Annotated in this window: 24 protein-coding genes and 3 pseudogenes; 8 read left to right on the forward strand and 19 right to left on the reverse strand. The window is 68.9% G+C overall.

Annotation, left to right across the window (positions count from 1 at the left end):
• Positions 1-8: 8 nt before the first annotated feature.
• Together OG972_RS43620 and OG972_RS43625 are read right to left on the reverse strand one after the other, a co-directional pair.
• Positions 9-923 carry an alpha/beta hydrolase gene (locus OG972_RS43620; RefSeq protein ID WP_266992005.1) on the reverse strand — a complete coding sequence of 305 codons (915 nt, stop codon included), beginning with the start codon at positions 921-923 and terminating at the stop codon, positions 9-11.
• Entirely contained in the window at positions 920-1,684 is a 765-nt protein-coding gene (locus tag OG972_RS43625; RefSeq protein ID WP_266992007.1) for a glucose 1-dehydrogenase, read from the reverse strand. Before OG972_RS43625 ends, OG972_RS43620 begins: the two co-directional genes overlap by 4 nt.
• A 198-nt stretch (positions 1,685-1,882) precedes the next feature.
• On the opposite strand from OG972_RS43625, the gene OG972_RS43630 reads away from it, so the two are divergent.
• Positions 1,883-2,620 carry a glucose 1-dehydrogenase gene (locus tag OG972_RS43630; protein WP_266992009.1) on the forward strand — a complete coding sequence of 246 codons (738 nt, stop codon included), beginning with the start codon at positions 1,883-1,885 and terminating at the stop codon, positions 2,618-2,620.
• A 220-nt stretch (positions 2,621-2,840) separates the two neighbouring features.
• On the opposite strand, the gene OG972_RS43635 is transcribed toward OG972_RS43630, so the two are convergent.
• From OG972_RS43635 to OG972_RS43645, 3 genes are all read right to left on the reverse strand, one after another.
• Positions 2,841-3,386: a recombinase family protein gene (locus OG972_RS43635; RefSeq protein WP_266992011.1), complete on the reverse strand. Its 546-nt coding sequence runs from the start codon at positions 3,384-3,386 to the stop codon at positions 2,841-2,843.
• Between the two features lie 182 nt (positions 3,387-3,568).
• Complete coding sequence (locus tag OG972_RS43640; RefSeq protein ID WP_266992013.1) at positions 3,569-4,030, reverse strand: VOC family protein; 462 nt, start codon at positions 4,028-4,030, stop codon at positions 3,569-3,571.
• Positions 4,027-4,446, reverse strand: a complete 420-nt coding sequence (locus tag OG972_RS43645) for a DinB family protein (RefSeq protein ID WP_323135983.1) — start codon at positions 4,444-4,446, stop codon at positions 4,027-4,029. Before OG972_RS43645 ends, OG972_RS43640 begins: the two co-directional genes overlap by 4 nt.
• Before the next feature lie 222 nt (positions 4,447-4,668).
• Between OG972_RS43645 and OG972_RS43650 the strand changes: the two genes are divergently transcribed.
• Positions 4,669-5,667, forward strand: a complete 999-nt coding sequence (locus tag OG972_RS43650; RefSeq protein ID WP_266992015.1) for a YafY family protein — start codon at positions 4,669-4,671, stop codon at positions 5,665-5,667.
• A gap of 174 nt (positions 5,668-5,841) precedes the next feature.
• Here OG972_RS43650 and OG972_RS43655 read toward each other — a convergent pair whose 3' ends face one another.
• The 5 genes from OG972_RS43655 to OG972_RS43675 form a co-directional block, all read right to left on the reverse strand.
• Positions 5,842-6,438, reverse strand: coding sequence for a DUF6262 family protein (locus OG972_RS43655; RefSeq protein WP_266992017.1), 597 nt, complete (start codon positions 6,436-6,438; stop codon positions 5,842-5,844).
• Entirely contained in the window at positions 6,435-6,992 is a 558-nt protein-coding gene (locus OG972_RS43660) for a hypothetical protein (protein WP_266992019.1), read from the reverse strand. Before OG972_RS43660 ends, OG972_RS43655 begins: the two co-directional genes overlap by 4 nt.
• Before the next feature lie 416 nt (positions 6,993-7,408).
• Complete coding sequence (locus OG972_RS43665; protein ID WP_266992021.1) at positions 7,409-8,011, reverse strand: hypothetical protein; 603 nt, start codon at positions 8,009-8,011, stop codon at positions 7,409-7,411.
• Positions 8,012-8,390: 379 nt separating this feature from the next.
• A complete protein-coding gene (locus tag OG972_RS43670) occupies positions 8,391-9,062 on the reverse strand; it encodes a DUF4232 domain-containing protein (RefSeq protein ID WP_266992023.1) in 672 nt (223 codons plus the stop codon).
• Positions 9,063-9,266: 204 nt separating this feature from the next.
• A complete protein-coding gene (locus tag OG972_RS43675; protein WP_266992025.1) occupies positions 9,267-9,710 on the reverse strand; it encodes an Lrp/AsnC family transcriptional regulator in 444 nt (147 codons plus the stop codon).
• Positions 9,711-9,863: 153 nt separating this feature from the next.
• Between OG972_RS43675 and OG972_RS43680 the strand changes: the two genes are divergently transcribed.
• Positions 9,864-11,048, forward strand: a complete 1,185-nt coding sequence (locus OG972_RS43680) for a PLP-dependent aspartate aminotransferase family protein (protein ID WP_266992027.1) — start codon at positions 9,864-9,866, stop codon at positions 11,046-11,048.
• 544 nt (positions 11,049-11,592) lie between these two features.
• Positions 11,593-12,891, forward strand: coding sequence for an amidohydrolase family protein (locus OG972_RS43685; RefSeq protein ID WP_266992029.1), 1,299 nt, complete (start codon positions 11,593-11,595; stop codon positions 12,889-12,891).
• Between the two features lie 641 nt (positions 12,892-13,532).
• Here the strand turns inward: OG972_RS43685 and OG972_RS43690 are convergent.
• Both OG972_RS43690 and OG972_RS43695 read right to left on the reverse strand, forming a co-directional pair.
• A pseudogene (locus OG972_RS43690) lies at positions 13,533-13,690 on the reverse strand (proline dehydrogenase); the annotation flags it as partial.
• A 5-nt stretch (positions 13,691-13,695) separates the two neighbouring features.
• Entirely contained in the window at positions 13,696-15,147 is a 1,452-nt protein-coding gene (locus OG972_RS43695; RefSeq protein WP_266992984.1) for a multicopper oxidase family protein, read from the reverse strand.
• A gap of 39 nt (positions 15,148-15,186) precedes the next feature.
• Between OG972_RS43695 and OG972_RS43700 the strand changes: the two are divergent.
• A pseudogene (locus tag OG972_RS43700) lies at positions 15,187-15,631 on the forward strand (VOC family protein); the annotation flags it as partial.
• 141 nt (positions 15,632-15,772) lie between these two features.
• Here OG972_RS43700 and OG972_RS43705 read toward each other — a convergent pair.
• The 5 genes and pseudogenes from OG972_RS43705 to OG972_RS43725 all read right to left on the reverse strand — a co-directional run bounded on the left by OG972_RS43705 (position 15,773) and on the right by OG972_RS43725 (position 20,679).
• Positions 15,773-16,432, reverse strand: coding sequence for an NADPH-dependent FMN reductase (locus tag OG972_RS43705; protein WP_266992031.1), 660 nt, complete (start codon positions 16,430-16,432; stop codon positions 15,773-15,775).
• Positions 16,433-16,681: 249 nt separating this feature from the next.
• On the reverse strand, positions 16,682-18,310 hold the full coding sequence (locus tag OG972_RS43710; protein ID WP_266992033.1) for a transposase: 1,629 nt from the start codon (positions 18,308-18,310) through the stop codon (positions 16,682-16,684).
• 420 nt (positions 18,311-18,730) lie between these two features.
• A complete protein-coding gene (locus OG972_RS43715; RefSeq protein WP_266992035.1) occupies positions 18,731-18,874 on the reverse strand; it encodes a hypothetical protein in 144 nt (47 codons plus the stop codon).
• Between the two features lie 143 nt (positions 18,875-19,017).
• The gene (locus OG972_RS43720; RefSeq protein ID WP_266992037.1) at positions 19,018-19,464 is read right to left on the reverse strand and encodes a ricin-type beta-trefoil lectin domain protein; all 447 of its coding nucleotides are present in this window, start codon (positions 19,462-19,464) and stop codon (positions 19,018-19,020) included.
• A 136-nt stretch (positions 19,465-19,600) separates the two neighbouring features.
• A pseudogene (locus OG972_RS43725) lies at positions 19,601-20,679 on the reverse strand (protein kinase family protein).
• 336 nt (positions 20,680-21,015) lie between these two features.
• Here OG972_RS43725 and OG972_RS43730 point away from each other — a divergent pair.
• The 3 genes from OG972_RS43730 to OG972_RS43740 are packed head-to-tail and all read left to right on the forward strand — an operon-like array spanning position 21,016 to position 23,032.
• Positions 21,016-21,717 (forward strand): hypothetical protein, encoded by a 702-nt coding sequence (locus tag OG972_RS43730; RefSeq protein ID WP_266992986.1) that lies wholly within the window; start codon positions 21,016-21,018, stop codon positions 21,715-21,717.
• Positions 21,714-22,394: a DUF4166 domain-containing protein gene (locus tag OG972_RS43735; protein ID WP_266992039.1), complete on the forward strand. Its 681-nt coding sequence runs from the start codon at positions 21,714-21,716 to the stop codon at positions 22,392-22,394. The genes OG972_RS43730 and OG972_RS43735 overlap by 4 nt, the downstream gene beginning before the upstream one ends.
• Entirely contained in the window at positions 22,391-23,032 is a 642-nt protein-coding gene (locus tag OG972_RS43740) for a TetR/AcrR family transcriptional regulator (protein WP_266992041.1), read from the forward strand. Before OG972_RS43735 ends, OG972_RS43740 begins: the two co-directional genes overlap by 4 nt.
• A gap of 124 nt (positions 23,033-23,156) precedes the next feature.
• Here the strand turns inward: OG972_RS43740 and OG972_RS43745 are convergent, their stop codons facing one another.
• Positions 23,157-23,348, reverse strand: coding sequence for a DUF4253 domain-containing protein (locus OG972_RS43745; protein ID WP_323135984.1), 192 nt, complete (start codon positions 23,346-23,348; stop codon positions 23,157-23,159).
• The gene (locus OG972_RS43750; RefSeq protein ID WP_266992043.1) at positions 23,345-23,875 is read right to left on the reverse strand and encodes a DUF4253 domain-containing protein; all 531 of its coding nucleotides are present in this window, start codon (positions 23,873-23,875) and stop codon (positions 23,345-23,347) included. The genes OG972_RS43745 and OG972_RS43750 overlap by 4 nt, the downstream gene beginning before the upstream one ends.
• Positions 23,876-23,959 lie beyond the last annotated feature (84 nt).

Here is a 23,959-nt window from a genome sequence, read left to right on the forward strand (position 1 = left end):
GAACGGTGTCAGGCCACGTCGAGCGCCATGCGCAGCGCGGCGAACGCGGTCTCGCAGGCCGCGGCCACCTCGGGCAGGGCGGCGGCCATCGACAGGAAGCCATGGAACATCCCGGCGTAGTGGTGGGCCTCCACGGAGACTCCGGCCGTGGTGAGGGCCTCCGCGTACGCCAGGCCCTCGTCCCGCAGGGGGTCGAGGCCGGCGGTGACGACGTATGCCGGCGGGAGGCCGGACAGGTCGGTGCGGGCCAGGGGGGCGGCGTAGGGGTCGGCCCGGTCCGCAAGGTCCGGCAGGTAGCTGTCCCAGTACCAGCGCAGGTGGTCGGAGGTGAGGAAGTACCCCTGGCCGTTCCGGCGGTGGGATGGCTGGGAACAGGTGGGGTCGAGCATCGGGTAATAGAGCGCCTGGTAGGCGATCTCGGGGCCGCCCCGGTCGCGGGAGAGCAGGGTGAGGACGGTGGCGAGGTTGGCGCCCGCGCTGTCCCCGGCGACGGCGATCCGGCGGCCCGGGTACGTCTTCGCGGTCCACAGCAGGGCCGTGTACGCGTCCTCGGGAGCGGCGGGGAAGGGGTGCTCGGGGGCGCGGCGGTAGTCCACGGAGACGACGACCGCGCCCGTGGCGTCGGCGATCGACCGGCAGAAGCCGTCGTGGCTGTCGAGGTCGCACAGGACGAAGCCGCCGCCGTGGCAGTACAGGACCACCGGGGCGTCCGCGTGGACTGCCTGGTCGTAGACGCGTACGGGGACGCCGTCGGCGTCCTCGTCCCGGACGTGGGCGACGGGAAGCGCGGGGACGGCGGGCCTGGGGCGGGCGGCGAAGAAGGCGCGCACCTCGGCGATGTCCGTCATCTCCGTTCCCAGCGGGGGGAAGTTGGCGGTGGCCAGGTCGATGACCGCCTGGACCTCGGCGCCGGGCCTGGTCACGCGTCGCCTCCCCTCTGGGGGAAGACCGGCATCCGTCCGGCCGACGCCCCTCCGTCCACGGCGAGCTCGGCACCGGACAGGTACGACGAGTCGTCGGAGGCGAGGAACGCGACGAGGCGGGCGACCTCCTCTGGCTCCCCCACCCGTCCGAGGGGCGCGCCCGCGTGCTCCTTGGTCCCCAGGTGGGCGGTCATCGCCGTGGTGATGGCCCCCGGGTGGACGGAGTTGACACGGATGCCGTCCGCGCCGAGCTCCAGGGCGGCCGTCTTGGTGAGGCCGCGCAGCCCCCACTTCGCGGCCCCGTACGCGCCGTGTCCCCACATGCCCTGCAGGCCGGCCTGCGAGGAGATGTTGACGATGGATCCGCCGCCGTGCGCCTTCATCGCCCCGGCGACGGCGCGGATGCCGAGGAACGGGCCGATCAGGTCGACCCGGAGGACCGCCTCCAGGCGGGCCGGGTCCTCCTCGACGATGGGCGAGGTGGTGTAGATCGCGGCGTTGTTGACGAGTACGTCGAGCCGGCCGAAGCCGTCCACGGCGGCGGCCACGGCCGCCTCCCATGCCTTCTCGTCGGTCACGTCGTGCCGTATGAAACGGGCGGCGGAGCCGATGGACGCGGCCGTCGCTTCGCCCTCCGTCTCCAGTACGTCGGTGAGGACGACCTTCGCCCCGCGGGCGGCGAGCAGGCGGGCCTCGGCCTCGCCCATGCCGCGTGCCGCGCCGGTGACGAGCGCGACCTTTCCTGTCAGATCGACGGACATCAGCGGTTCTCCTGGTTGCGGATGCTCGGAAGGAGCCTCGTGTCGCGCCGACACGGGGTACCCGTCGAGCCTGCCCGTACCAGGTCCTACGGCGGCAGCGTCCTTTCCCGGTGAGTGGGAAGCTCCGCGTGCCGCCGGGCCGGATCCGCTGCCAGCATCGCTGCCACCTGCATACACCGGCATACGGGAGGTTCCGGCATGAGCGGACGGGCGGACGGCAAAGTGGTCGTCGTGACGGGCGGGGCACGCGGCCTGGGCGCCGCGCACGCACGCCGACTGGTCGCGGAGGGCGCGAAGGTGGTGATCGGCGACGTCCTCGTGAAGGAGGGCGAGGCCCTCGCGGAGGAACTGGGTGCCCAGAACGCCCTGTTCGTGGAACTGGACGTCACCAGCGAGGTGTCCTGGCAGGCGGCCGTCGCACGCACGGAAGAGGTGTGCGGCAAGGTCACGGGCCTGGTGAACAACGCCGGCCTGGTCCACCGCTGCCCCATCGAGGAGCTCACCGAGGCCGACTACCGGCGGGTGATCGACGTCAACGAGATCGGCGTCTTCCTCGGCATGAAGGCCGTGCTGCCGTCGATGCGGGCGGCCGGCGGCGGCTCGATCGTCAACATCTCCTCGCTGTGCGGGATCATCGCGTTCCCGTACATCCTCAGCTACACGGCCTCCAAGTGGGCCGTGCGCGGCATGACGAAGGCGGCGGCCCAGGAGTTCGCCCCGTACAACATCCGCGTCAACTCCGTGCACCCCGGCGTCGTGGCCACCGAGATGACGGCGGACTCGGAGCGCTCGCACGAGACGGTGAAGCGCCAGCCGATCCAGCGGGAGGCGCAGCCCGCCGAGATCTCGAACATGGTGCTGTACCTGCTGTCGGACGAGGCGAGCTACTCGACGGGCTCGGAGTTCGTGGTGGACGGCGGATACGCCAGCCAGTGAGCGGCTGCCGAGCAGCGCGCCCCCTCGACGGAGCGGACGATCGGTCCGGCGCGTAGCCGCGGTCCCGCACCAGACGGCTCGCGAGTCGGGTGAAGGCACGAGCCGCCGCGCTCGGGATCGCGTTCCTGGCCGCAGGCGTCGTACTCCTGGTTCGCGCCTGACCGCCGCTACGGCCCTGTTCTCCCGAGGCTACGGCGAAGTGACAAGTAGCTCCTTGTAATCAGAGTGACGCTCGGTCAGGGAGAGCTGGGCGGGGTCCGGGGACTTCGCCGGCTCGGAGGGCGGCGAAGTCGGCGTGTGCCTGTTCGATGGCTCCGGGGTATGCCTCGCGCTTGGCGTGCTCGGCGAGCGCCCGGTGGATGCTGGCGACGGACGGGCTCTGCCCCTTGCGCTTGCCGGTGGGGATGATCAGGTCGGGCTGGATCTGCTCAACGGATTCGCCGAGCGCCCGGCGGCGAAGCACGGTGTGGAGCATGTCGTCGGTGATGACCTGGGGCCGGCCGCCGTGCTTGCCCTTGCGAGCTGCGGTGTCGAGCCCTTCGAGCGTGGACTCGCGGATGTTCTCCCGCTCGGTCTCCGCCATCGCCGCGAAGAACGCGAACAGCAGCTTGCCCGGCCCGGTGGGGTCGTAGATGCCGGGCAGGGGCCCGGCGAGCATCTCCAGGACCAGGCCGTGAGCGGTGAGGTGGTCGGCGAGCACGGTGAGCTCGGCGGCGTCGCGGCCTTTACCGATCGTCGTTCTGGCCGGATGGGCTCTGAACTGCACGGATGCGTCGCGTAGGTGTCCGTGACGCGGCGGGCTCGGTGGCGAGGGCGGCTTCGAGTGTGTCCGCGTGAAAGCACAGGGCCGCGCTGAACACTTCACTGGCACGGTTGAGCCCGAAGTACGGGCCCAGCCGAGATACGGGCAATACCGGCCATGGCTTCCGCGACTACAGCTGAGCTGCGTCAGTCCAGGCAGAACTCGTTGCCCTCGGGGTCGGTCATCACGATGAAGCCGGCGCTCATCGGGGGAGCGGGCTCGTCGCGACGTACCCGCTTCGCTCCCAGCGCGACGAGCCGGTCGCACCCGGCCTCCAGTGCCGCCATCCGCTCCTCTCCCTGCAGTCCGGGAGCCGCACGGACGTCGAGGTGGACGCGATTCTTGGCGACCTTGTCCTCCGGCACCTGCTGGAAGAACACTCGCGGGCCGTGCCCGTCCGGGTCCTCGATGGCCGATTTCGAGTTGCGCTGTTCCTCCGGTACGCCGACCCGAGCGAGGAAGTCGTCCCACGCTGCCAGCGGGTCGGCGCTCTCGGGCAGGTAGACCCCGGGCGGGCCGGGGTGGACGTAGCCCAGTACGTCGCGCCAGAAGGACGACAGCGCCCGCGGGTCATGGGCGTCGAAGGTGACCTGGATGTGGCGGCTCATCGGGTTGCTCCGTTCGTAGCGGGATTCGTGTGCCGGTAGAGGTCGCGCAGCAGGCAGACCTCGGACAGGTGGTGGATCAGCTCCTGGTGGATGTGCAGCACCAGATCGGCCATGGGCGCCTCGGGGAAGGGCTCTTTCTCACCGATCGGGACCTGGAGCCCGGCGTCGCCGAGGCTGCGCACCCCGGCCAGCCAGACGTCGAGCTGGGTCTTGAGCTGGTCGAGTGTGGTGGCCGCGCTGCCGGCGTAGTTCCAGGTCTCGTACGACGCCGCCGACGCGCCGAAGTGCGCCGCGTTGCGCGCGGCGAGCACGCCGACGATGACGTGACCGAGTCGCCAGGCGATCGTGGTGAAGGCCGCCGGGACCGGCTGCGGGAAGGCGAAGTCGATCGTGAAGTCCCCGGCACCGAGCTGCACGGGCGCCGTCGCGCGGCCGCACGCTCCAGGCGTCCGGCACCGGCGACCAGAAGTACTCGTCGTCGGTGAGGCCCTCGAGCCCGGCTCGGAGTTGATGTTTCCAGTGGAACTCCCACTGCTCGCGCAGCGTCCGGTTCCAGTCGATTTCGTCTGCGTCCATGGAGCCACCGTGACACCTCTGGCGGACAGGATCGGTCCGCTATTTCTGGCAGGGTGAGCGACATGGACGTGGCAAGCGGTAACGAGCGGGGCACGACGGAGCGGGTGCTCACCCTGCTCGGGCTGCTGCAGCAGCGCCAGGTCTGGACCGGCCCCGAGCTCGCCGACCGGCTCGGGGTCACGCCGCGCACGGTACGGCGTGATGTCGAGCGGCTGCGCACGCTCGGCTATCCGGTGCGTGCCAGCCAGGGGGTCGGCGGCGGCTACCAGCTCGGCCCGGGGCAGGACCTGCCGCCGCTGCTTCTCGACGACCAGGAGGCGATCGCCACCGCAGTCTCGCTGCTCGCCGGCGCGGGTGGCGCGGTTGCCGGCGCAGGCGACGCCGCACTCCGGGCGCTGACCAAGCTCGACCAGGTGCTGCCCACCCGGCTTCGGCACGAGGTGCACGCGCTCTCCGGCTCGGTGGAGTCCTTCGGCGGAGGCCGCACGCCGGTCGACCCCGAGGTGCTCATGACGCTGGCCAGAGCCTGCCGCGACGAGGTCGAGGCCGGCTTCGACTACCCGTCCGGGAGCAGGGTACGACGGCGGCGGGTCGAGCCCTACCGCCTGGTCGCCTCCGACCGGCGCTGGTACCTCCTCGCCTACGACCTTGATCGCGACGACTGGCGCAGCTTCCGCGTCGACCGGATGATCGATGTGTCCGCACGGACCTGGCGCTTTTGCCCGCGCGCGGCGCCCGACGCGGCGACGTACGTGCAGGAGGGTGTGGCGAGTCGGGTCTACCCGCACCAGGCGCGCTTCCTCGTGCACGCGTCGGCCGACACGGTGCGCGCGCAGATTCCGGCGTCGGCGGCCGTCGTACGACGGCGAGGGAGCGAGCTCTGCGAGGTGCTCAGTGGCGCCGCCAGCCTCGACGCCGTGCTCATGCACGTACTCCTGCTGGGGCACGCCTTCGAGATACTCGACCCTCCGGAGCTCGGGAGGCGCTGTCGCGCGCTGGCGGAGAGACTGCTGTCGGCCGGTGCAACGATCTCACCGGTGCCGGACATGGAGAAGTCATGAGCCGCGACCACGCCAGCGCCGACTGAGCGCCTCCGCTGCCTCTATGCCGAGCACGTCGACCCGATCCTGGGCTTCGCCATGCGCCGCCCGACCAGGCCGACGACGCCGCAGACATCGTCGCGGAGACCTTCCTGGTGGCCTGGCGACGGATCGGGTCGGAGTCGGGCGGTTCGGTCATGAGTGGTCCCGTTCGAGGAGTTGGGCTTCGAGGTCGGCGATGCGCTTGTCGGCGAAGCGGAGGTTGGACCGAGCGCCTTCGAGGCGTTCTTGCAGCGTGCGGTGTTCCTGGGCCAGCTGCTGGACGCGGTGCTTGAGACTGGTGGTCTCGGTGACGAGCTGCTGGACGGACTCGCCGGGGACCATCTGTTCGACGTCGCGGACCTGGCCCATCAGTTCGCCGATCCGCTGCCGCTGCCGCTGCCGCTGCCGCTGCCGCTGCGTGAAGATCTCCTTCTGTGCTCGGGTGAGTTCTTCCTCGGCGTTGAGCGTGCGTTCGCGCCAGGACGCTTCGATCCGCTCGTGCTCCTGCTGGGCTTCGTGGTCGTGACGGTTGCAGTGGTCGGCGACGGCGTGCTGAACGAGGGACCGCGCGTCGGTGTTCTCGTAGAGGAACATGGCGGAGACCTTGGCTTTTTCGGCGACGGCCCGGACGGTCAACCGGCCTCGCTCTCGGCGGAGTTGCCGGATCGCCTTTTCGACTCGGGTGAGCTTGTCCTGGGTTTGGCGGCGCCGGGCGGCGATGGCTGCCGCGGTGGCGGGCGTGGAGGTCATGCTGCTTCACCGCCGTCTTGCTGGTGGGCCAGTTCCTGGGCCCGGAAGGCCGTGTTCCAGACCCGTCCGAAGTAGTCCTGGGGTCGTCGCACGTCGAGGGCGAGGGCTTCGTCGGGCATGCCGACGGCCTCCAGTGCCCTTTCCAGGCCGTCGATCGCGCGGGCGGTCGGTTCGAAGACCTCGTGCAGGTAGTCGGCTGTGGCACTGTCGGGGGCGCGTTCGGCGAGCAACCGCCACTGCTCGCGTTTGCGGTGCCAGTAGACGAGGTCAGCGCCGGACATGACGAACTTGTCGCAGCTGTGGCAGTTCAGATTCCAGGGGCAGGCGTCGCCGTGGACCACGGGTTGGAAGGTGCAGAAGCCGCCGTCGGCGGGAGTGCTCCGACGGGTGAGGTCGATCGCGAGGGCCTCGGATTCCTCCGGAAACTTGAGCTGAACCAGGTGTCGAAGGTCGGCGCTCTCGGTGTCCGGGCTGCTGAACAGCCTGCGGAAGGCAGGGGCGGACGACCAGGTTGCCGCCCTGGCCAGACGGCTTCCTGCAGCGGGATGCTTCACTCAGTTCATCGGGATCAGTGGCCACCGGGAACGGTTCCGATTCGGGCGGGAGCCCGACGGGAGTGCGGCCCCCTGTGTGGACGTGGCAGCACCTGGAGTGAGCCGGGAACCAGCCAACCCAAACTCCCTCGCCTCCGCCCCGATCGATGACCAGTCGGGCAAAGTGAGAACGTTTCAGGAATCCCGAAGTTACGTCAGACCACGGAGGGACACCTGAGAGAGGGCGAACCCGCTGGCCACGGGACTAGCGACTCAGCGGGGCTCAGGAGAACTCACGGGATGTCGCACATGCGGTGACGGCAGAGCCCCGGTACCGCTCCCCCGTAGGTACCGGGGCTCTGCCCAGGGCCCCGGAGGGTTCCCGGGATGTCCGGTTTGGTCAGTGGTGCTGTGGATCGAGACAGCCGGCGGGGGAATCAAACAAGTCCGTCCTGTCTCGCTGAGTCGGGGCCCGTCTGAGTCATGGCCGACGCCGACAGCTCGCTTCCCAGTGCTCGCCGGGCCACGGTAACGAACTCCCGGCTGCTGGCGACCCGAGCACGGAGCGCTCCCGAGCGAGCTGAAGGTTCGAGTTCGGCGGCGCTGCTGGCCGTGTCTGGGCTGTCGTTCACGATGCGCGCATGCAGTCGAAACTCGTCACTTATGCTCCGGAGAACTTCAGCTCCCCGCTCCGCGACGTCGTCTGGCCCTACCAGCCGAACCCGGATGTATGCCTCATCCAGCGCCCTGCGCGCAGCGAATCCCGCTTCCCAGCGACGCAACTCCGTGAACGGCAGTGCGAACCATCCATCGTCCAGCACGCGGTAGGCCGCGTCAGCCTGAGCCAAGAACTTCTCGTATGCCTCACGGCGCATCTCCCGATGGTCGATCGCTCGCCGCTCGGCCCGCTCCTCACGGGCCAGCACGCCCTGGTGCCGTAACTGCCGACCGGCCACCCACGCCGAAGCGATACCTGCCAACCCCGCAGCGCTCAGCGTGGACAGAGACGTGATCAGGGCTACCGCGACCGTGTCATTCACGGCGCCCATTTTTCCTTGTCTGCGGACTCCTCATCAGGGCCCCGAAGCGATCCCGGGATGTCCGGTCTGCTCGCGTGATGCCGTGGAGTCGGAGGATGACGGCGGGATCGGTGTGGGCGCGTCCGGCACTGGCGGTGTTGACCCGGCCCAGGGCCCGGAAGGTGCCGCGGACGCTTCAGCTCTCGGTTCTGCACGCCCCGCATCCGGCCGGCAATCGGCTCAGCGCCGACCGCCGACCACTTCATTTTTGAGCCGAAGCACGCTGGTTGTCACCATGGGCGTCCATTGACCTGTGGCTTCGATCAGGCAGAGCACGGTGGTTGTCACCAGGTCGGCATGCTGCGCGTCACCAGCATGGATCACGAGCTGCGGTTCCCGTTCAGCTGAAGGGAACGGCGTCCTTCGGGGCGGTGTGCCAGTTGGTGACGATCGGGTGATCGACAGTGATGGTGCCGACCGGCAGGGAAACCGGGTTGGGGTCGTCGTCACCGATGGCGACGATGATGCTGTCCAGTTCCTTGCCACCGTTTGCGTTGGTGGTCTTCGGGTTCACCCCGGCGTAGGCGGTGGTGCTCCCGCTCAGCTTGATCTGCTTGCCGGCGGTCTGCTCCGCGGGACCCGCCTCGGTGCCGTCGGATCCGAACGCCACGGTCGGAAGCGCGGCGGGCAGGTAGCAGGTGATCCCCGACTTCGCCTTCGCGATGATCAGAATGTATCCGCCGGCCTGGGTCTCGGGCCTGGTGCTCCAGGAGATGTCGTTGGCGCCGCAGCTCTGCCCGACCGGCTCCCGCTCGCCGTTGCCGGTGTCGGCGCCGGACCCGTCCGCAGTTCCCTTGCCCGTCGCGTCGGAGCCCTTGCCGGTGCCCTGGTTACTGCCCGCGGTCGACGAGCCGGACGGGGTGACCGCATTGCCGGCCGGAGTGGCGGACGAAGAACCCTGCGCGGCGCCGGTGTCCGTGGCCGCGTCCGAGTCCTGGCACGCCGTCATCAGCATGGCGCCGCCGACGAGGACTGCGGAGACGAGAAAGGCCTTGCGACGGTTGCCGGACATGAAATCCCCTTGGTAATCAGTGGTTGAGGCCGAAGCGGTTTCGGCTTCTTGGTGCTTGCTTGATCACTATGAGGGGGCTGTGAGCCGAGGAGATCCCGGCGTCTTCGTTCCAGGACATCGCTGTCGCAGACCGGTGACATGATCACGAAGTGGAAGAACCAGGGTCAGTCCATGCGCCGGACCACCGGGGCCGGGGCGGGATCGTCATGTGGTGTCGGCGGAGAGTGTCTTCATGGTGACGTAGCTGGTCACCGTGGCCACGCCGGGCAGGCTGGCCAACTGGTTGGCGTGGAAGTCCTCGTAGGCGGGCAGGTCGGCCACCTCGACCTGGAGCAGATAGTCGAAGTTGCCGGTGATGTGGTGGCAGGCGACCACCTCGGGCAGCCGGGTGACCGCACTCTCGAACGCGACCACGTCCGCGCGGGTGTGCCGCATCAGCCGGACACCGGCGAACACCCGCAGACTGCGACCGACCGCGGCGGGATCGATCAACGCCCGGTAACCGCGGATGACCCCGGCTTCCTCCAGTTGACGCACGCGCCGCAGGCAGGGTGACGGCGACAGCCCGACCCGGTCGGCGAGCTCGGCGTTGCTGATGCGACCGTGCTGTTCGAGCACGGTCAGAATCGATCGGTCCACCTCATCCATAGTGGCAGATTATTGCTCTCTTGCCCTGACTACCACAATCGTGTGCCTGGAATGAGCGCAATTTGCTGCCAAAGTTGCTGGGATCTGTTCGCATCGGAGCGGCGGTCGGCCACGCTTCATAGCGTCATACCAACGGTCCAGGGAAGGGCAGCCATGCCGGGCAAGAGCACCATCACCGTTCACGCCGATCGCGAGGTCCATCCCAGCCGCGCCGTGGCACCGCCCATCTACCAGACGGCGGCGTTCTGGGCCGAGGACGGGGAGACGTTCGCGCAGGGCGCCGTCGCCCCGCGGGGCAAGGACTTCTACACCCGCTTCGGCAACCCGAACCACGCACAGGTCGCGGCCGTCATCGCCGAGCTGGAGAACACCGAGACGGCCATGGTCACCGCGTCCGGGATGGCCGCGCTCACCACGGCCGTGCTGGCCCTGGTGTCTGCCGGTGACCATGTCATCGGGCAGAAGTCCACGTACGGGGGCACGGCGTCGGTGCTGCTGAACATGCTGCCGCGCCTCGGCGTGTCGACCACCCTGGTGGATCAGACCGACCCGGAGACGTTCGCGAAGGCACTGACCCCGCAGACCCGCCTGATCCTGGTGGAGTCGCCGAGCAATCCGCTGCTGCAGATCACCGACCTGCGCGCCGTCGCGGACCTGGCCCGCGCGCACAACGTGCTGACCATGGCGGACAACACCTTCGCCACTCCGCTGAACCAGCGTCCGGCGGACTTCGACATCGATCTGGTCTGGCACAGCGCGACCAAGTACCTCAACGGCCATTCCGACGTCTCCGCCGGAGTGATAGCCGGGCCGGCCGAGCTCCTGGACCGGATCTGGGACGTCGGCCTGCTCACCGGTGCCACGCTCGGCCCGATCGACGCGTGGTTGCTGCTGCGCGGCATGCGCACCCTGCCGCTGCGTGTGCCACGGCACAACGCCAACGGCCAGGCGCTCGCCGAGGCACTGAACGACCATCCGGCCGTGGCGAAGGTGCACTATCCCGGTCTGGCGACCCACCCGCAGCACAAGCTGGCGGCCAGTCAGATGAGCGGTTTCGGCGGGGTGCTCGGAATCGAGTTCGCCGGAGGTTTCGAGATGGCCGACGCCTTCCTCGGCCGACTGCGCTACCCTCGCCGGTCGGCCAGCCTCGGCGGTGTGGAATCGCTGGCCGTGCACCCGGCGTCCATGTGGCGCGGGATGCTCAGCGAGGAACAGATCTCCGAGTCGGTTCCGCTGGCCCTGGTCCGGCTGGCCGCAGGCACGGAGGACACCGCCGACCTGGTCGCCGACGCGCTCGCCGCGGCCGACGCGGTGCTCGCCGAAGCGGCGACCTCCTGAGCGATCATTCGTGCTGCGGCGGCGACGCCCGTCGCACACCTGTCGAGACTTCAGGCGGCCCTCATTGTGTGGCCGAGGCGACGGCCGCGTCAGGACGGCGTGAGCACCATCGACAGCGTGCACCGCACCGTGCGCGATGGCCACACGTCGGCGCACACGGTGCACCACAACGCTCCGACACAACCGGCCCACCAATGGTCCAGGAGAGTGCCGAACTGGCCCCCGGAGACCGACCCACGGCGCACGTCGACGCGCCCACATGCTCCGTTTCGAACAGGACCTCGCGCTGCATCCCCTGCTCGCCCTCCGGCAGGGCCGGACAGCGACGAATCGAAGAGGTGGACCTCCATGTCCCACCTGCAGAGCCATCGCCTCGGCAGCAAAGCGCCCGCCCACGAAATCGCCGGCGACGCGCCCCACAGCGGCACCCCGCTCTCTCGTGGGCTCAAGCAGCCCGGAGACCGTCTTCGCCTGGCTGCTCAACATGATCTTGAACAAACCGAAAGCGTCTGTGACCGAAAGCGTCTGTGAAGGAGTTCAACCGATGAAGACCCTGCTCACGGGCGGCACCGTGGTCAGCATGGACCCGGCTGTCGGCGATCTCGACCGCGGTGACGTGCTCATCGAAGACGGCGTGATCGTCGAGGTGGCCGAGCGCGTCGACGCGCCGGACGCCGAGGTGATCGACGCGACCGACCGGATCGTCATGCCCGGCTTCGTGGACAACCACCGCCACACCTGGCAGACCGCGTTCCGAGGCGTCGGCGCGGACTGGACATTCCCCGAGTGGGCAGTGGCCATGCACGGCACGGTCAAGCCCCATTACCAGCCCGAGGACGTCTATGCGGGCACCCTGCTCGGCCGCCTGGAGGCCCTGCACTCCGGTGTGACCACGATGCTGGACTGGTACCACGTCGCGCAGAGCCACGAGCACGAGGACGCCGCCGTCGCCGCGCTGCGGGACGTGCCGGGGCGGTCGATCTTCTGCCTCGGCGCCGGATGGGGCACCCCCGACCCCGTCGAAGCCGAGATCCGCCGCGTCCGCTCCGACCTGGCCGGGGACGGCCTGGTCACCATGGCGCTGGGGCTGCGCGGGCCCGAGGACACCAGCATGGACACCGTCGCCCGAGAGCTGAAACTGGCGGCCGAACTCGGCCTGCGCACCAGCCTGCACATCGCCTCTGACGGGACGCAGCGCCCGGTCGCCGAGTTGCGCGAGCATGGTCTGCTGCGGGACACCACCACGTTCGTGCACGCCAACGGGATCAGCGACGAAGAGCTGCGGATGCTCGCCGACGCGGGCGGCTCGGTGTCGATCAGCCCTGACGTCGAGCTGAAGATGGGGTTCGGTAACCCGATGACCGGCCGGGCGCTGGCCGCCGGCCTGCGCCCGACGCTGTCCATCGACGACGTCCCATCGGTCGGCGGCGACATGTTCTCCACGATGCGTACCGCCTTCGCCGTGCAGCGCGGCCGGGACGGCGGCCTGCGCTCCCGGGACCTGCTGGAGTTCGCCACCGTCGACGCCGCCCAGTCGTGCGGGCTCGCCGCCCGAACGGGCAGCATCACGCCCGGCAAGGACGCCGACGTCATCCTTCTGCGCGCCGACGACCTGACCGTGTTCCCGGTCACCGACCCGGCCGCCACGATCGTCAGCGCAGGCCATCCCGGCCTGGTGGACACCGTCCTCGTCGCCGGCCGCGTGGTCAAACGCGACGGCGTGCTGGTGGACGTCGACCTGCCGGCGCTGAGGACCCGACTGCTCGAATCACGCAACCGGATCGCGGCGGCCGCCGGCATTCCGCTCGACGGCACATGGCGCCCACGGCCGGAATCGGAGTAACCGCACTCGAGGAGTGCACACGGTACGGCGCGTCCGGACACATCTCCCCGACCTTGTCGCTGGTGAAGGAACTCACTCGGCGTGACCACCGGGCCAGCGTGGCAGTCGCCGCCCAGGTGGTCGCCGGCTGTCGCAGCGGCGAGTACCAGGTGACCGTTGGCGCTGTCTGCGGCGAGGCCCGTTGTACCTCTCCCCGGACTTCAGGCGGCCCGCACTGACCTGTCGGCGAAGTGATCCGGAGGAGGCACGGGATCCGGCTGCCCTTGTGCCGCCCACGCTTGTGAACTTCTGCCCGGACACAGGGCGGTAGGGGTGCCGACTGAGGGAGAGCGGAGGGTGGGGCGCGGGATGGCGTATGCCATGTACCGGTTTTGGTAGGGGTCGTGTAGCGCGCCATGTTTACGCGCACAGCGGGGTCGGCAAGACAACGGTCCCTCCATTACGGAGGGACACCCGGATGCTCCTGCATGGTGGCTGCTGCACGGACCTGTGGATCCGGGTCGGCCTCCAGATGAGAAGGGCTTCTGGATTGTCTCGTCGTCAGCGCAGTCAACCTCGGCGCCAAGCGCATCGCCGGTTTCAATCGCAAGTTCCTCGTACTGGGCGCGCAGGACAGCGACGGCACCATCCGGGCGAGCGGTGTCGCGGGCAGCAGTGGCCTGCTTCGGTGTGGTGATGTCCTCCCCGACTACGTCCATGGTCAGGTCGAGGCCCTTGGCGGTGGGTCGTCGATGATCGGGACGACCTCGTCGACCGTTTCGCCGGGGATGAAACGGTCGACGACCTACTTGGTCAATGGCCGCGTCACTTGACGATGTCCAGCACCGCCATCATGCCCGCGTCCTCGTGGTTGAGAATATGGCAGTGCAGGACGGTCTTGCCGGTGTAGTCCTTGAAGCGGATCCGGATGACGAACTGGCCCTTGGCGGGAACGCTCGCAACGTCCTGCAAGCCATGGCCCTGATGCGGACGTCCATTGATGCTCATCAGCTGGAAGTGGTTGGTGTGCACATGGAAGGAGTGTTCTTCGTTGCTGTCGTTGCGCACGGTCCACTCCTCGACCGTGTTCAGCTTGGCCCGCAGGTCCACTCGGTTCGGATCGAACTGCTTGCCGTTGATGTAGAACTTGGTGCCGGCCTTGTTCTCGGAGAACACGACGGTGCGCCGCGCGGCGATCGGAGCATCGCTCAAATTCACGGTCGGCGCGAAGGACGAGGTGGGCAGCGTCGCCGGCTGCGCAGCAGGCCCTTCGGAGACCAGGGTGGCCAAGTTCGCCTGCGGGAAGGAATTGCCACCCGGCCCGGTCTTGTAGGCGAGCGTCTGCAGTTGGGTGCGGCCGGCCGGACCGCCTTGGACGAGCACGTCGAAGCGGGCCCCGGCCGCCAGGAGCAGCGAGTCGGCTGTCCAGATGCGGTCAACGGGGGTGCCGTCGTGGGCGATCACATGGAACTTCTGTCCTTTCAGGTGGACCTTGTAGTAGATGTTGGCGCTGATGTTGGCCAGCCGCCACAACTGGGTCTCACCTGGCCGGATAGGAATGGTCGGGTTCAGCTGGCCGTTGACGGTGCGATGGGTGGGCGCGCCGATGTGGAGGTTCTCGGTCCTGATCGCGTCTCCCTGGACCTGGAAGTCCTTGAGCGCGATGACGTGCTCGGTGATGTGGCGCAGGTTCGCCGGAAGGTACTGCTGCAGGCTGTCGATGATGATGATGCCCGACATGCCCCCGGCGACCTGCGCTGCGGAGGTGTGGTGCGGGTGCGGGTGGTACCAGTAGGTGCCGGCTCGCAGGGTGTTGGGGAACTGGAAGGAGTAGTGGAACGTCTGGCCTGGATCGATGCGGATGAAGATGTTGTCGGCGTTGCCGCTCGGTGACACGTGGAGTCCGTGGACATGCAGGTTGGTGACCTCGTTCAGCGTATTCTTCAGGTCCAGCTCCAGCTTGTCCCCCGGCCGGATCCGCAGCGTGGGCGGCATGTAACCACCGTTGTAGGTGAGAGCCCAGAACTTGTGGCCGCCCAGGTCCACCCGCCGTCTCTCCACAGCGATTTCCGCCCGCAGCAGCCCGTTGTGGCTGACCATCTGCGCCGGTTCCTTGAGCGGAGAACCTTCCGCGAACGAGGGCGCCGGCGACGACGACCGGGACGGGTCGCCGGCGCAGCCGCTCATCAGGGCGCCGATGGCCAGGATCAGGAGCATGGCAACGCGCGGTAGCACGAAACGGGATCGCATGACGCCTCCACTGACGGACATCCACATCACGCGTAGCTGACCACCGGCAAGCACCCGAACGAAGCCGTGCGCGCGCCGACTGGACCGTTCGAGCGACGAGCTACACCCCGATGCCACCTCTGGCTCACGCACTTCCTCACCGTCTCCGATGTGCCGCGCTCCTGGGCGTTCTACGCCGACGTGCTGGGCGGAACGGTGGTGCTGGACGAGAATCACTGCATCATCAAGGTCACCAACGGCTGGATCATCCTGAACCCCGGCGGCGGCCCCGCCGATGACAAGCCCGACGTCGTACTGCGCACACAGGACGACCCCATGCACCGCCTCCAGCTTCCTGAACGTGCGGGTGGCCGACATTCACCGCTTTTACGACGCGGCGGTCGCGAAGGGAGCAGAGTTCCTCACCCCGCCCGTCGACCGTCGCGCCGAGTTGCGCTGCCACATGCGCGATCTGGGCGGCTACCTCATCGAGGTGGGCCAGGCGACGGGTCTCCTCAGGGGCGAGCTGGCGCGCACCGACAGCCGTCCCTCCAGGCCCGCCAAGCGTAGGGGTGACCAAGGGCTTCGCGCTGGAGACAGTGCCGCACAGCCCACGCTTTCACCCGTCGAGGCGTTCGCGGACGCCCGCGTAGTGGCGCTGCCAGTCCCGGAGTCAGTCCTCGGCCCGCTGGGTGACCGGTGCGTCGGTGCGATCGCCGGGGAACTCGTACCAGCGGCGCTGCAGGCAGACGAACTGCACGTCGGCCTGTACCAGCTGCATGAACCCGGAGATGATCTCGGCGAGCCGCTCCTGTGCTTCGGGGTGGGCGAGCCGGCCGTCCTCGGTGAAGCCCTCGTGCGCGCGGGGCAGGCTGAACATGTCGGGGTAGACCCGCGTCCCCAGGTGCTCCAGCGGGACCCGCAGCGCCCACAGGCCGCGATTGCCACCGATCAGTGACGGGGAGGCCGACAGCAGCAGCGCGTGCCTGGTCTTGAACGGCTGCGGCCGTACCCGTGACACCCAGTCGATGGCGTTCTTCAGCAGCCCCGGGACGGAGCCGTTGTACTCGGGAGACGAGATCACGAACGCATCGCAGCGCTTGATCCGCTCACACAGGGCCAGGGCACCCGCGGGCAGCCCCTCGGCGGCCTCCACATCCCCGTCGTACAGCGGCATGTCGAAGTCCCGCATGCTGGCCATGTCGACCTCGGCACCGGCCTCGGCGACCAGGCCCGACGCCAGCGAGGCCAACTGCGCGTTGGTGGACCCGGCGCGCCGGGCCGCACCGAATACAAGGACCCGAACGGGAGCCGGGCCAACGTCCGTGGTCATCTTGCGATCCCTTCCAGCGGGCGGAGTGCCCTCAGCAGACAGTTTTTCCCGGCCCCGGTCTGCCGCACGCGACGACACGCTTGCGGCTGGCGGCGTCACCCTTGAGGCGGTCCCAGGCCGGTGCATGGTCGTGTGGGTGGGCTGGCAGCAAGATCCGGCCCGTTCAGGCCTACGAAACCGGCACCGACTCTTACCGGCTCGCCACCACCCGAGCACGCGCCGAGCAACAGCCGATCAGCTGAACCGTTCCTAGCCAGTGTGCGTAAGTGAGTCCTGGACCCACTGTTGCGTACTGGGCGCATCCCGAACGGTGTTGGATGCGCTGGGTTCCCGCTTTCGCGTCCCGTTCGGTGACGGCCCTCCAGGGGGCCGGTCCGTTGCGGGTGGGCGGGTTCCCTCACGCCCCCGGTCACCTGGTCCGGCCTGGGCGGTCCGATGCCCCGCACGATCGCTCCGGTCGTGCGGGGGCGGTGCCGTCCGACGCCGGACCGGGTGTCCGAGGGCGCGTCGTCCGATCGCGATACCGGCGGCATCGTGACGGGACATCTTTCGGTGCGGGGTGGTCAGCGGTTTCTGCCAGTGCTGGGCACCCCACAAAGTGGTGTAGGCCGGGTCGACCGCGACAATGCTCAGGCCCTGTTCGGCGGCCATGGACACCAGCCGGGCCTTGAGTTTCCCGGTCGGGATGCCGGAGATGAGCTGCCGGAACCGTTTCCTGCGGCCGTGTTTCTCGCGGGTCTTCTCGGTGGTGAAGTCGAGGTCTTCGATGCCGATCGCGGCGACACCGGCCTGCTTGGCCCAGTGGATCAGCCGGGTCAGCGCGTGGCGGATCTGCGCGTCGCGGTGACCGGCGGTGCCGGACAGGTCGTAAGGGAAACGGTGCGGGTCACCGACCGGGTTGCCGTGCCGGTCGAGAAGGTAGGCGGCGAAATGGTCGGCGTTGGTGTCGACGCCGATCATGCCCCCGGCGCGGGCGGTCTCCAACGGGATGGTCTTCACGACGGGGCGCTGCCACGAGGCCGTGAGGTACCAGCGTCCACGCCCCGTATCGAGGTGGATGCGGTAGGCCACGGCCCGGTCCGCTTCGATGCGGTCGGCCCACTCCGCACCCCGGTGCGCAAACGAGATCCGGGAGGCGAGGACGTACCGGCCGTGCCTGGCATTGGCCAAGTGCGCGAGCGGGACGGGCAGCTTGATGCTGACCTCACCGTCCGGGGTGACGCGGATCGTCTCGTTCCCGAACCGCTTCCCCGACTCACCATCAGCAGCGATGAACCAGCGCTCCGCCTCCCACCGTTCCCGCCACTGCTCCTCGGTGAGCTGTGCCTGGGCGAGGTGGTGGCGGGTGTTGAGGAGACGTCTGCCGCCCCGCACCACCCGAACCCGTCCGGCCTGCCGGTCGGCGACAACGGCCGCATGCCGTGCCTCCAGTGCAGCGAGGCGGCGGGACTTGCGGAACCACTCACTCCGGGAGCGGTAGCCTCCCGCGGCCCGCTTCGTTCCGGGCGCCCCGATCGGGAGGGACAGGCGGTGCCGCAGCATCTTGATCCCGGCTGCCAGCTTCTGGATGTGCGCTGCCTGGCAACGGCGCGCGAGCGCCCATTGATCGTGTGTGGCCTTGGTGATCGCACCCGCGATCCGCGACGACGACAGCGGCGTCAGGTCCCGCTTGCGCGACGCCCAGGTGTCCGCGCTGTGCTCCAGACCGTCCGCGCAGCGAGCCTTGAGATCACGGGAAGCGAGCGCACCCTGATGCTCACCGACCGCACGCAGCACCATCTCGTCCTGGGGCGTGAGGTGCCCCAGACGGTCCCGGACCGCCACCCCGCAAGGCCCCGGCACCACGAAGGACGCCGCCAACTCCCGCACACCACCCACCACACCACCCCCTCCCGCAAGGCCGGACACCCATCACCCAGCCCAACGAGCAACAGCCGCCAAAGGTCACCCATTCGACCCCAGAACCCCCGTTCCCGCCCGCGCGAACCCGCCGACGGGACTCACTCCCGCTCACCACAACTCACTTCAGTGCAGCAAACCAACAGCAGCTCGCAACCCCTCCCGCGGACCGGACCTCTGTCGGTGACGAGTTCTGAGTAGGTGCGCTGACGGCATGCGGAAGCGGGGGTGACGGCGGCGGAGCGGGTGCTGCCGGCGGCATCGGCGGTGGCCAGGCGAAGGCTCCGGTGGTCGTGACCGAAGACATGGTCCAGCCGTTTCCACTTCTGACCGACATTCCAGGCCCTCTGTTGCCAGATCCGCTGCCAGCACTCGCCGACAGTCGTTCTCACATCTCACCTACGCAGCCAAGCGAGAGTGGCGGGCCCAGCCGCCCTGGTCGGCGATGGTGATGCCGTCCTTGCCCTTCTTGCGGCCGGTGGAGGCGAGCCCGATGCGCAGGGAATGCCCGGTCCAGTGGACTCCCGGCAGTGGAGGTCGCACGTCTCCCACTCCTCGATCGGTGGCTCCCGTCCCGTGGCGGGCGAGGACGCGCCGGGAGCGCGCGAGAGGCTGGTGGTGAAGCGTCAATGCACCGGCTGCCAGGGGGGCGGCGGCAGCGCGGCGCCGAAGCAATCGGACAGCTCCTAGTTGCGCCACCAGCGTTGGGACTCTCCGCCCGTGCACGTCGTGGTGTTGAGGCGGTCGTTCGCCATCCGCGCGAGGCACTTGTGGGTCGCGCTGTTCTGGATGAGCCGGGGGTTCGAACTGCTGATTTGCCACACCGCCGCCTGGTCCGCGGCCGCGCACGGCTTCATCGTCGGCTGGTCGTTACGCACGGTCAGACACAGCTTGGTGGCCTTCTGCCGCAGCGCGGTGTACTCATCGCCTTCCGCCCAGTACCACATCTGATAGTCCGTGTGGTTGCAGCCGAAGACATAGGGCCCGTAGTCCGCCCGAAAGTCCAAACACGCCATCGCACCAGCGTAGTTCGCGAACGAGGTAATGACCGGTTCGGCGCTCGCTGGCGTGCTGCCGAGACCAACCGTCAAGCCCACGACCGCCCCCACGGCGGCCAATCTCTTCTTCAGCATGCTTCTCCTCCCCCGTGTATGCAGACCGGGACGAGAGTATCGAGAACACGACACGTCAGACGTAAGGCGCCATCGTCTGTCACCGGTGAGCCAACGCATTGGCCCGGTGGGCACACCAGGCGGAATTCGGGGACGCTCAGCTGTAACGCGACTCGAAGACCTGGTGGATTGCCGCCAGCGGGTACGGGATCTCTCGACTCTCGTGCTGCAGCCTCAAGTAGAAGTCCGTCACGACTGCCGCAATCGGTGCGTGACGGGCAAGGACCCCGGTAACCTCCGGCGGACCCGCAGGGGGCCGCCCCCCTTCGGCACACGCGTGAATCAGCGCCACCCGTTCATCCGGCTCGTACCCGTAGAGGCCGGTGATCAGCCAGTTCACCAAGTAGCTGAGCGTGTAAGCGCGATCGTATGTTCGGTGCCTCTCGAAGAACTCGGTCTCGGCGTGGGTCAGGTCGAAGCGGGACGACAGTGCCAGGCCGTAGTCGGCGAAGTAGAGGCGCCGGCCGTCGGTCAGGATGTTCTGGAAGTGGGCATCGAAGTGCAGGAGACCGCGGTCGTTCATGAATGAGGTCCGGCTTCCAGTTCCCTCTCCACCAGGACAGAGGCCCGGCCGGCCGCCTCGTCACCGACCCCTACCTGCTCGGTGAGCCACTCGTGCAGCGTCTGGGGGATGTACTCCAGGAACAGCACGAGGCTCGCCGGGGACTCCGCAAGAGCCTCGATACGCCGACGTACCTCCGGCCCGCCTCCCCAATAGGACACGGCACGATCCACGTCGGCAAGCTCCTTCGGAAGAGCCGGTGCCGTGTCCGGCAGAACCCGCCAGTGATACATCAGCGGAAACCCCTGATATTGCCCTGAGAGGACCCAGTTGGTGGTCATTGTGTGGACGGCAGCCTCCCGCCACGCCCCGAAGCTTGGCCCGCCGACGCCGTACTGACAGAAGACTGGCAGCCCGAACACGTTCGCCGTGGATCGAACATGCTCTGGCCGAAGCTCCACCCCAGTGAGGGGGACCCGCTTCACGAAGACCGGCTTACCTGCAACCTCCAGTAGCGCCGACCTCCCGCCAATACCGGTACCGAGCGGTGCAGCAGCGTCCACAAGCTCGCCCAGTCCTCGATCACTGTGCAGGGCAAGGGACGTGGAAACGGCGCTGTAGGCAGCCAGCCGCTCATTGGACAGCGTCCCAGCGCCATCGACCCTCGCCTGCATCCGGATCCCTACCTCTTTTCTCGTCGCTGACCGTGGGCGTCCGGAAGGCAACAGCCGCGCTACGCCAGGACATGGCCGTGACCGACGTGCCCGCCTTCGGGGAAGGCGCGCAGGTCCACAACGGGTGACCACCCCTATCCATGGCACCGGATGATACGGGCCGGGAGAGGCCAGCGGCGCGCTGCTCTTCCGCCATACGCTGCTGATCACGGCTCAGAGCGTCCGCCTCGGAGGGACGGACAACCGGCCCGCCGATCCCCTTGAGCACTCGCTCAACTCGGGCTACCGTGCCGCTTGAGCGAACGCTCAAATCGTGAGAAGGGGGCGGTGGCGGCCATGGGGTTGTACGTGGAGACCGTGATCGACGCCGACATGGACGTCCTGTGGGAGCGGACCCAGGACCCGGCGCGGCACCAGTCCTGGGACCTGAGGTTCACCTCGATCTCCTACCTGCCCCGCGCCGACGGAGAGCCGCAGCGCTTCCGGTACGCGACCCGGCTGCTGCCCCTCCTGTGGATCGCAGGCACCGGAGTCAGCGCGGGCGAGCGGCAGCGGTCCGACGGCACACGCGTTTCGGCGCTCCGCTTCGCCTCGGGTCACCCGCTCTCGCTGCTGGCCGAGGGCAGCGGCTATTGGCGCTACGTCCCCGGCCCCACCGGGATCTGCTTCCTGACCGGCTACGACTACCGCCCGCGCTGGGGCCGCTGCGGGGCCCTCGCCGACCGGCTGGTCTTCCGGCCGCTCATGGCCTGGGCCACCGCTTGGTCCTTCGACCGGCTGCGGCTGTGGTGCGAACGCGGGACCCACCCGCGCGCCGCCCTCGCCCGCGCCCTCGGGGAGTGCGCCCTGCGCCTGGCCCTGGTCCTCGCCGCCCTGCTCGCCTCTCCCGTCGCCCCGCTCGCCCTCGCGGCGGCCACCGCCGTCCTCGCTGCCCTGCTGCCCCCGCTGCCCGGCACCCCCGCCGCACGCCGCTGCCGACGCACCCCGTCCGGGCGCGTCCGCGCCCCCCGCCTGCTCGCCACCCTGGAGCCCTCGTGACCTCGATCTTCCACACTCACATGGGCGCCGACTTCGGCCGTCTGCACCCCGAGATCCGGCGGCGCTTCTCCGTCGGGCTCGACAGCGGCGAAGCCTGCGTCGGGCGCGGGACGATGGAGCGGATTCGCCACGGGGGCCCTTTCGTCAAGCCGTTCCTCCGGCTCGGCAGGATGCGCAACATCCTCGTCCCGCGTGAGGGGCGCGACGTGCCCTTCGTCATCGAGAACTTCCCCTACGTGGACTCCTTCGGCCGCGAGACCGTCACCTTCGTGCGGACCTTCCAGCTGCCTGACGGCCCCCACCGCTTCGACGCCACGATGGTCTTCAGCCCCGAGCGCGACTGCGTCCTCGACTACCTCGGCACCCACCAGCACCTCGCCAGCGACCTCCACATGAGCGCCGAACCCGACGGCTCGCTCCTCATCCGCTCCGGCGAGCACCGCTTCCGCGAGGGCCCCGTCGACGTCCGCGTCCCGTCCCTGATCGGAGGCGAAGCCGAGGTCCGCGAGTCGTTCGATGAGAGCACCGGCCGCTTCCGGATCCGGGTGCGGGTGACCAACCGGCACTTCGGCTTCCTCTTCGGCTACGAGGGCTCCTTCACTGCCGAGTACGCCGACGCGGGCGGGCGCGGAGTCCGCGCCGACCTGAGGCCCGTCCGCGAGGAGGCCCGCGCGTGAGCGCGTCCGGCGGGGCCACTCGCCTCAAACTCCTCGAAGGGGCCCTGCGTACCCTGGTCGAGCAGGGCATCGCCAAGACCTCGGCCCGCTCGATTGCGACCACCGCGGGGGTCAACCAGGCTCTGATCTTCTACCACTTCGGTTCCGTCGACGAGCTCCTCGCCGCCGCCTGTGTGCACGGCGCCGAACAGCGCGTCTCCCGCTACCGCGAGAGGCTCGCCGCCCTGGACTCCCTCACGGAACTCCTGACCTTCGCCCGCGCGATGCACGCCGAGGAACGGGCCGCCGGACAGGTAGCCGTCCTCGGTCAATTGCTTGCCGCTGGCCAGACCGCACCCGCCCTCGCAGCCGCGACCTCCGCAGGGCTCGCGCTGTGGATCGAGGAGCTGGAGGGCGTCCTGACCCGGCTGCTCGCCGCGACCCCCCTGGCCGCCTTCGCCGACCCCGCCGGGCTGGCCCGTGCCGCGGCCGCCTCCTTCGTCGGCATCGAACTGTACGAGGGCATCGACCCCGAGGGCGCCGCCCGCGCCCTGGACTCACTCGAACAGCTCGCCGTCCTCGCCCAGGCCCTGCAAGGACTCGGCCCCCTGTCCCAACGGGCCGTCACCCACCGGCTGCGCCGCCGCACCCGAGGCTGACCCGGCGCCCGCCCCGTACCCGAAGGGCCCTACTCCACTCGCACCCCCGCGGGACCGTCGCCTTGTCTGGAAGGGAGATCCCGGGTTCTAGGCTGGAGGAACTGCGCTTTCTGCGACTCCTGACCTAGTCCCACCAAAACTTCCACTCGTCGGCGTCGATGAGTTGATCGGCATATGCGGTGAGGCTTCCAGCTCCTTGCCAAATATTGTCGGGGCAGAACGCGAAGTGCTCAGCGGCGACAGCCAGGGCAGCGTCCCGGCCAGTTGGGGCCACGGCAACGCTCACGGAGAGGGTGTCGAAGCCGACGCAGATCACGCGGGCACTGAAAAGCGGTGTTCCCAGTCCTTCAGGACGGCGGAGAAAGTCGCCGTGTCGTTGTCGTAGTTGACCGGGCCTTGCCAACCGACAGCTGACAGAGCTGCGGCGCCGGAGGAGGCGGCGATCAGGCCGAGGCGAAGCCACGGGCGGCGGACAAGGAGCGCTTGGGCGTACTCGTCGGTGAGTTGGTCGGCATCGCGGCGTTGTGGTCCGGTGGGTGCGAGACCGGGCCGCCGCTGGCCGAAGGGGGCGGCGACCGCGAATCGCTGGTCGGGGGTGCGGTTGTCGTCGTCCTCGCTGATGCGTGTGTAGTCGTGCCACCAGGCGGAAAGCAGGGCGGCCGGCTCGTGGGCGTCAGGCGACGTGATCCGCTCCAGGAAGAGTTCGCCACTGCCCCAAGGCCGGTACTCGGGGTCATGGTGATCGTGGGCATCGAGGAGCAGGGGCCACAACCCGGAGCGAAAAATCCCAGCATCGTCGGTTTCGAGTCGGTACTTGTCGAGCCATGTCGTCTGATCCCTCATGTCCACGGCGAGCTTGGTGAGAGTCTCGACCAGGTACTTCCATGCGCTTGCTTCGGACAGCTGCTGCTCGTTCGTTCAGCCCCC

Source organism: Streptomyces sp. NBC_01669, assembly GCF_026339735.1.
Lineage (GTDB): Bacteria > Actinomycetota > Actinomycetes > Streptomycetales > Streptomycetaceae > Streptomyces > Streptomyces yanii.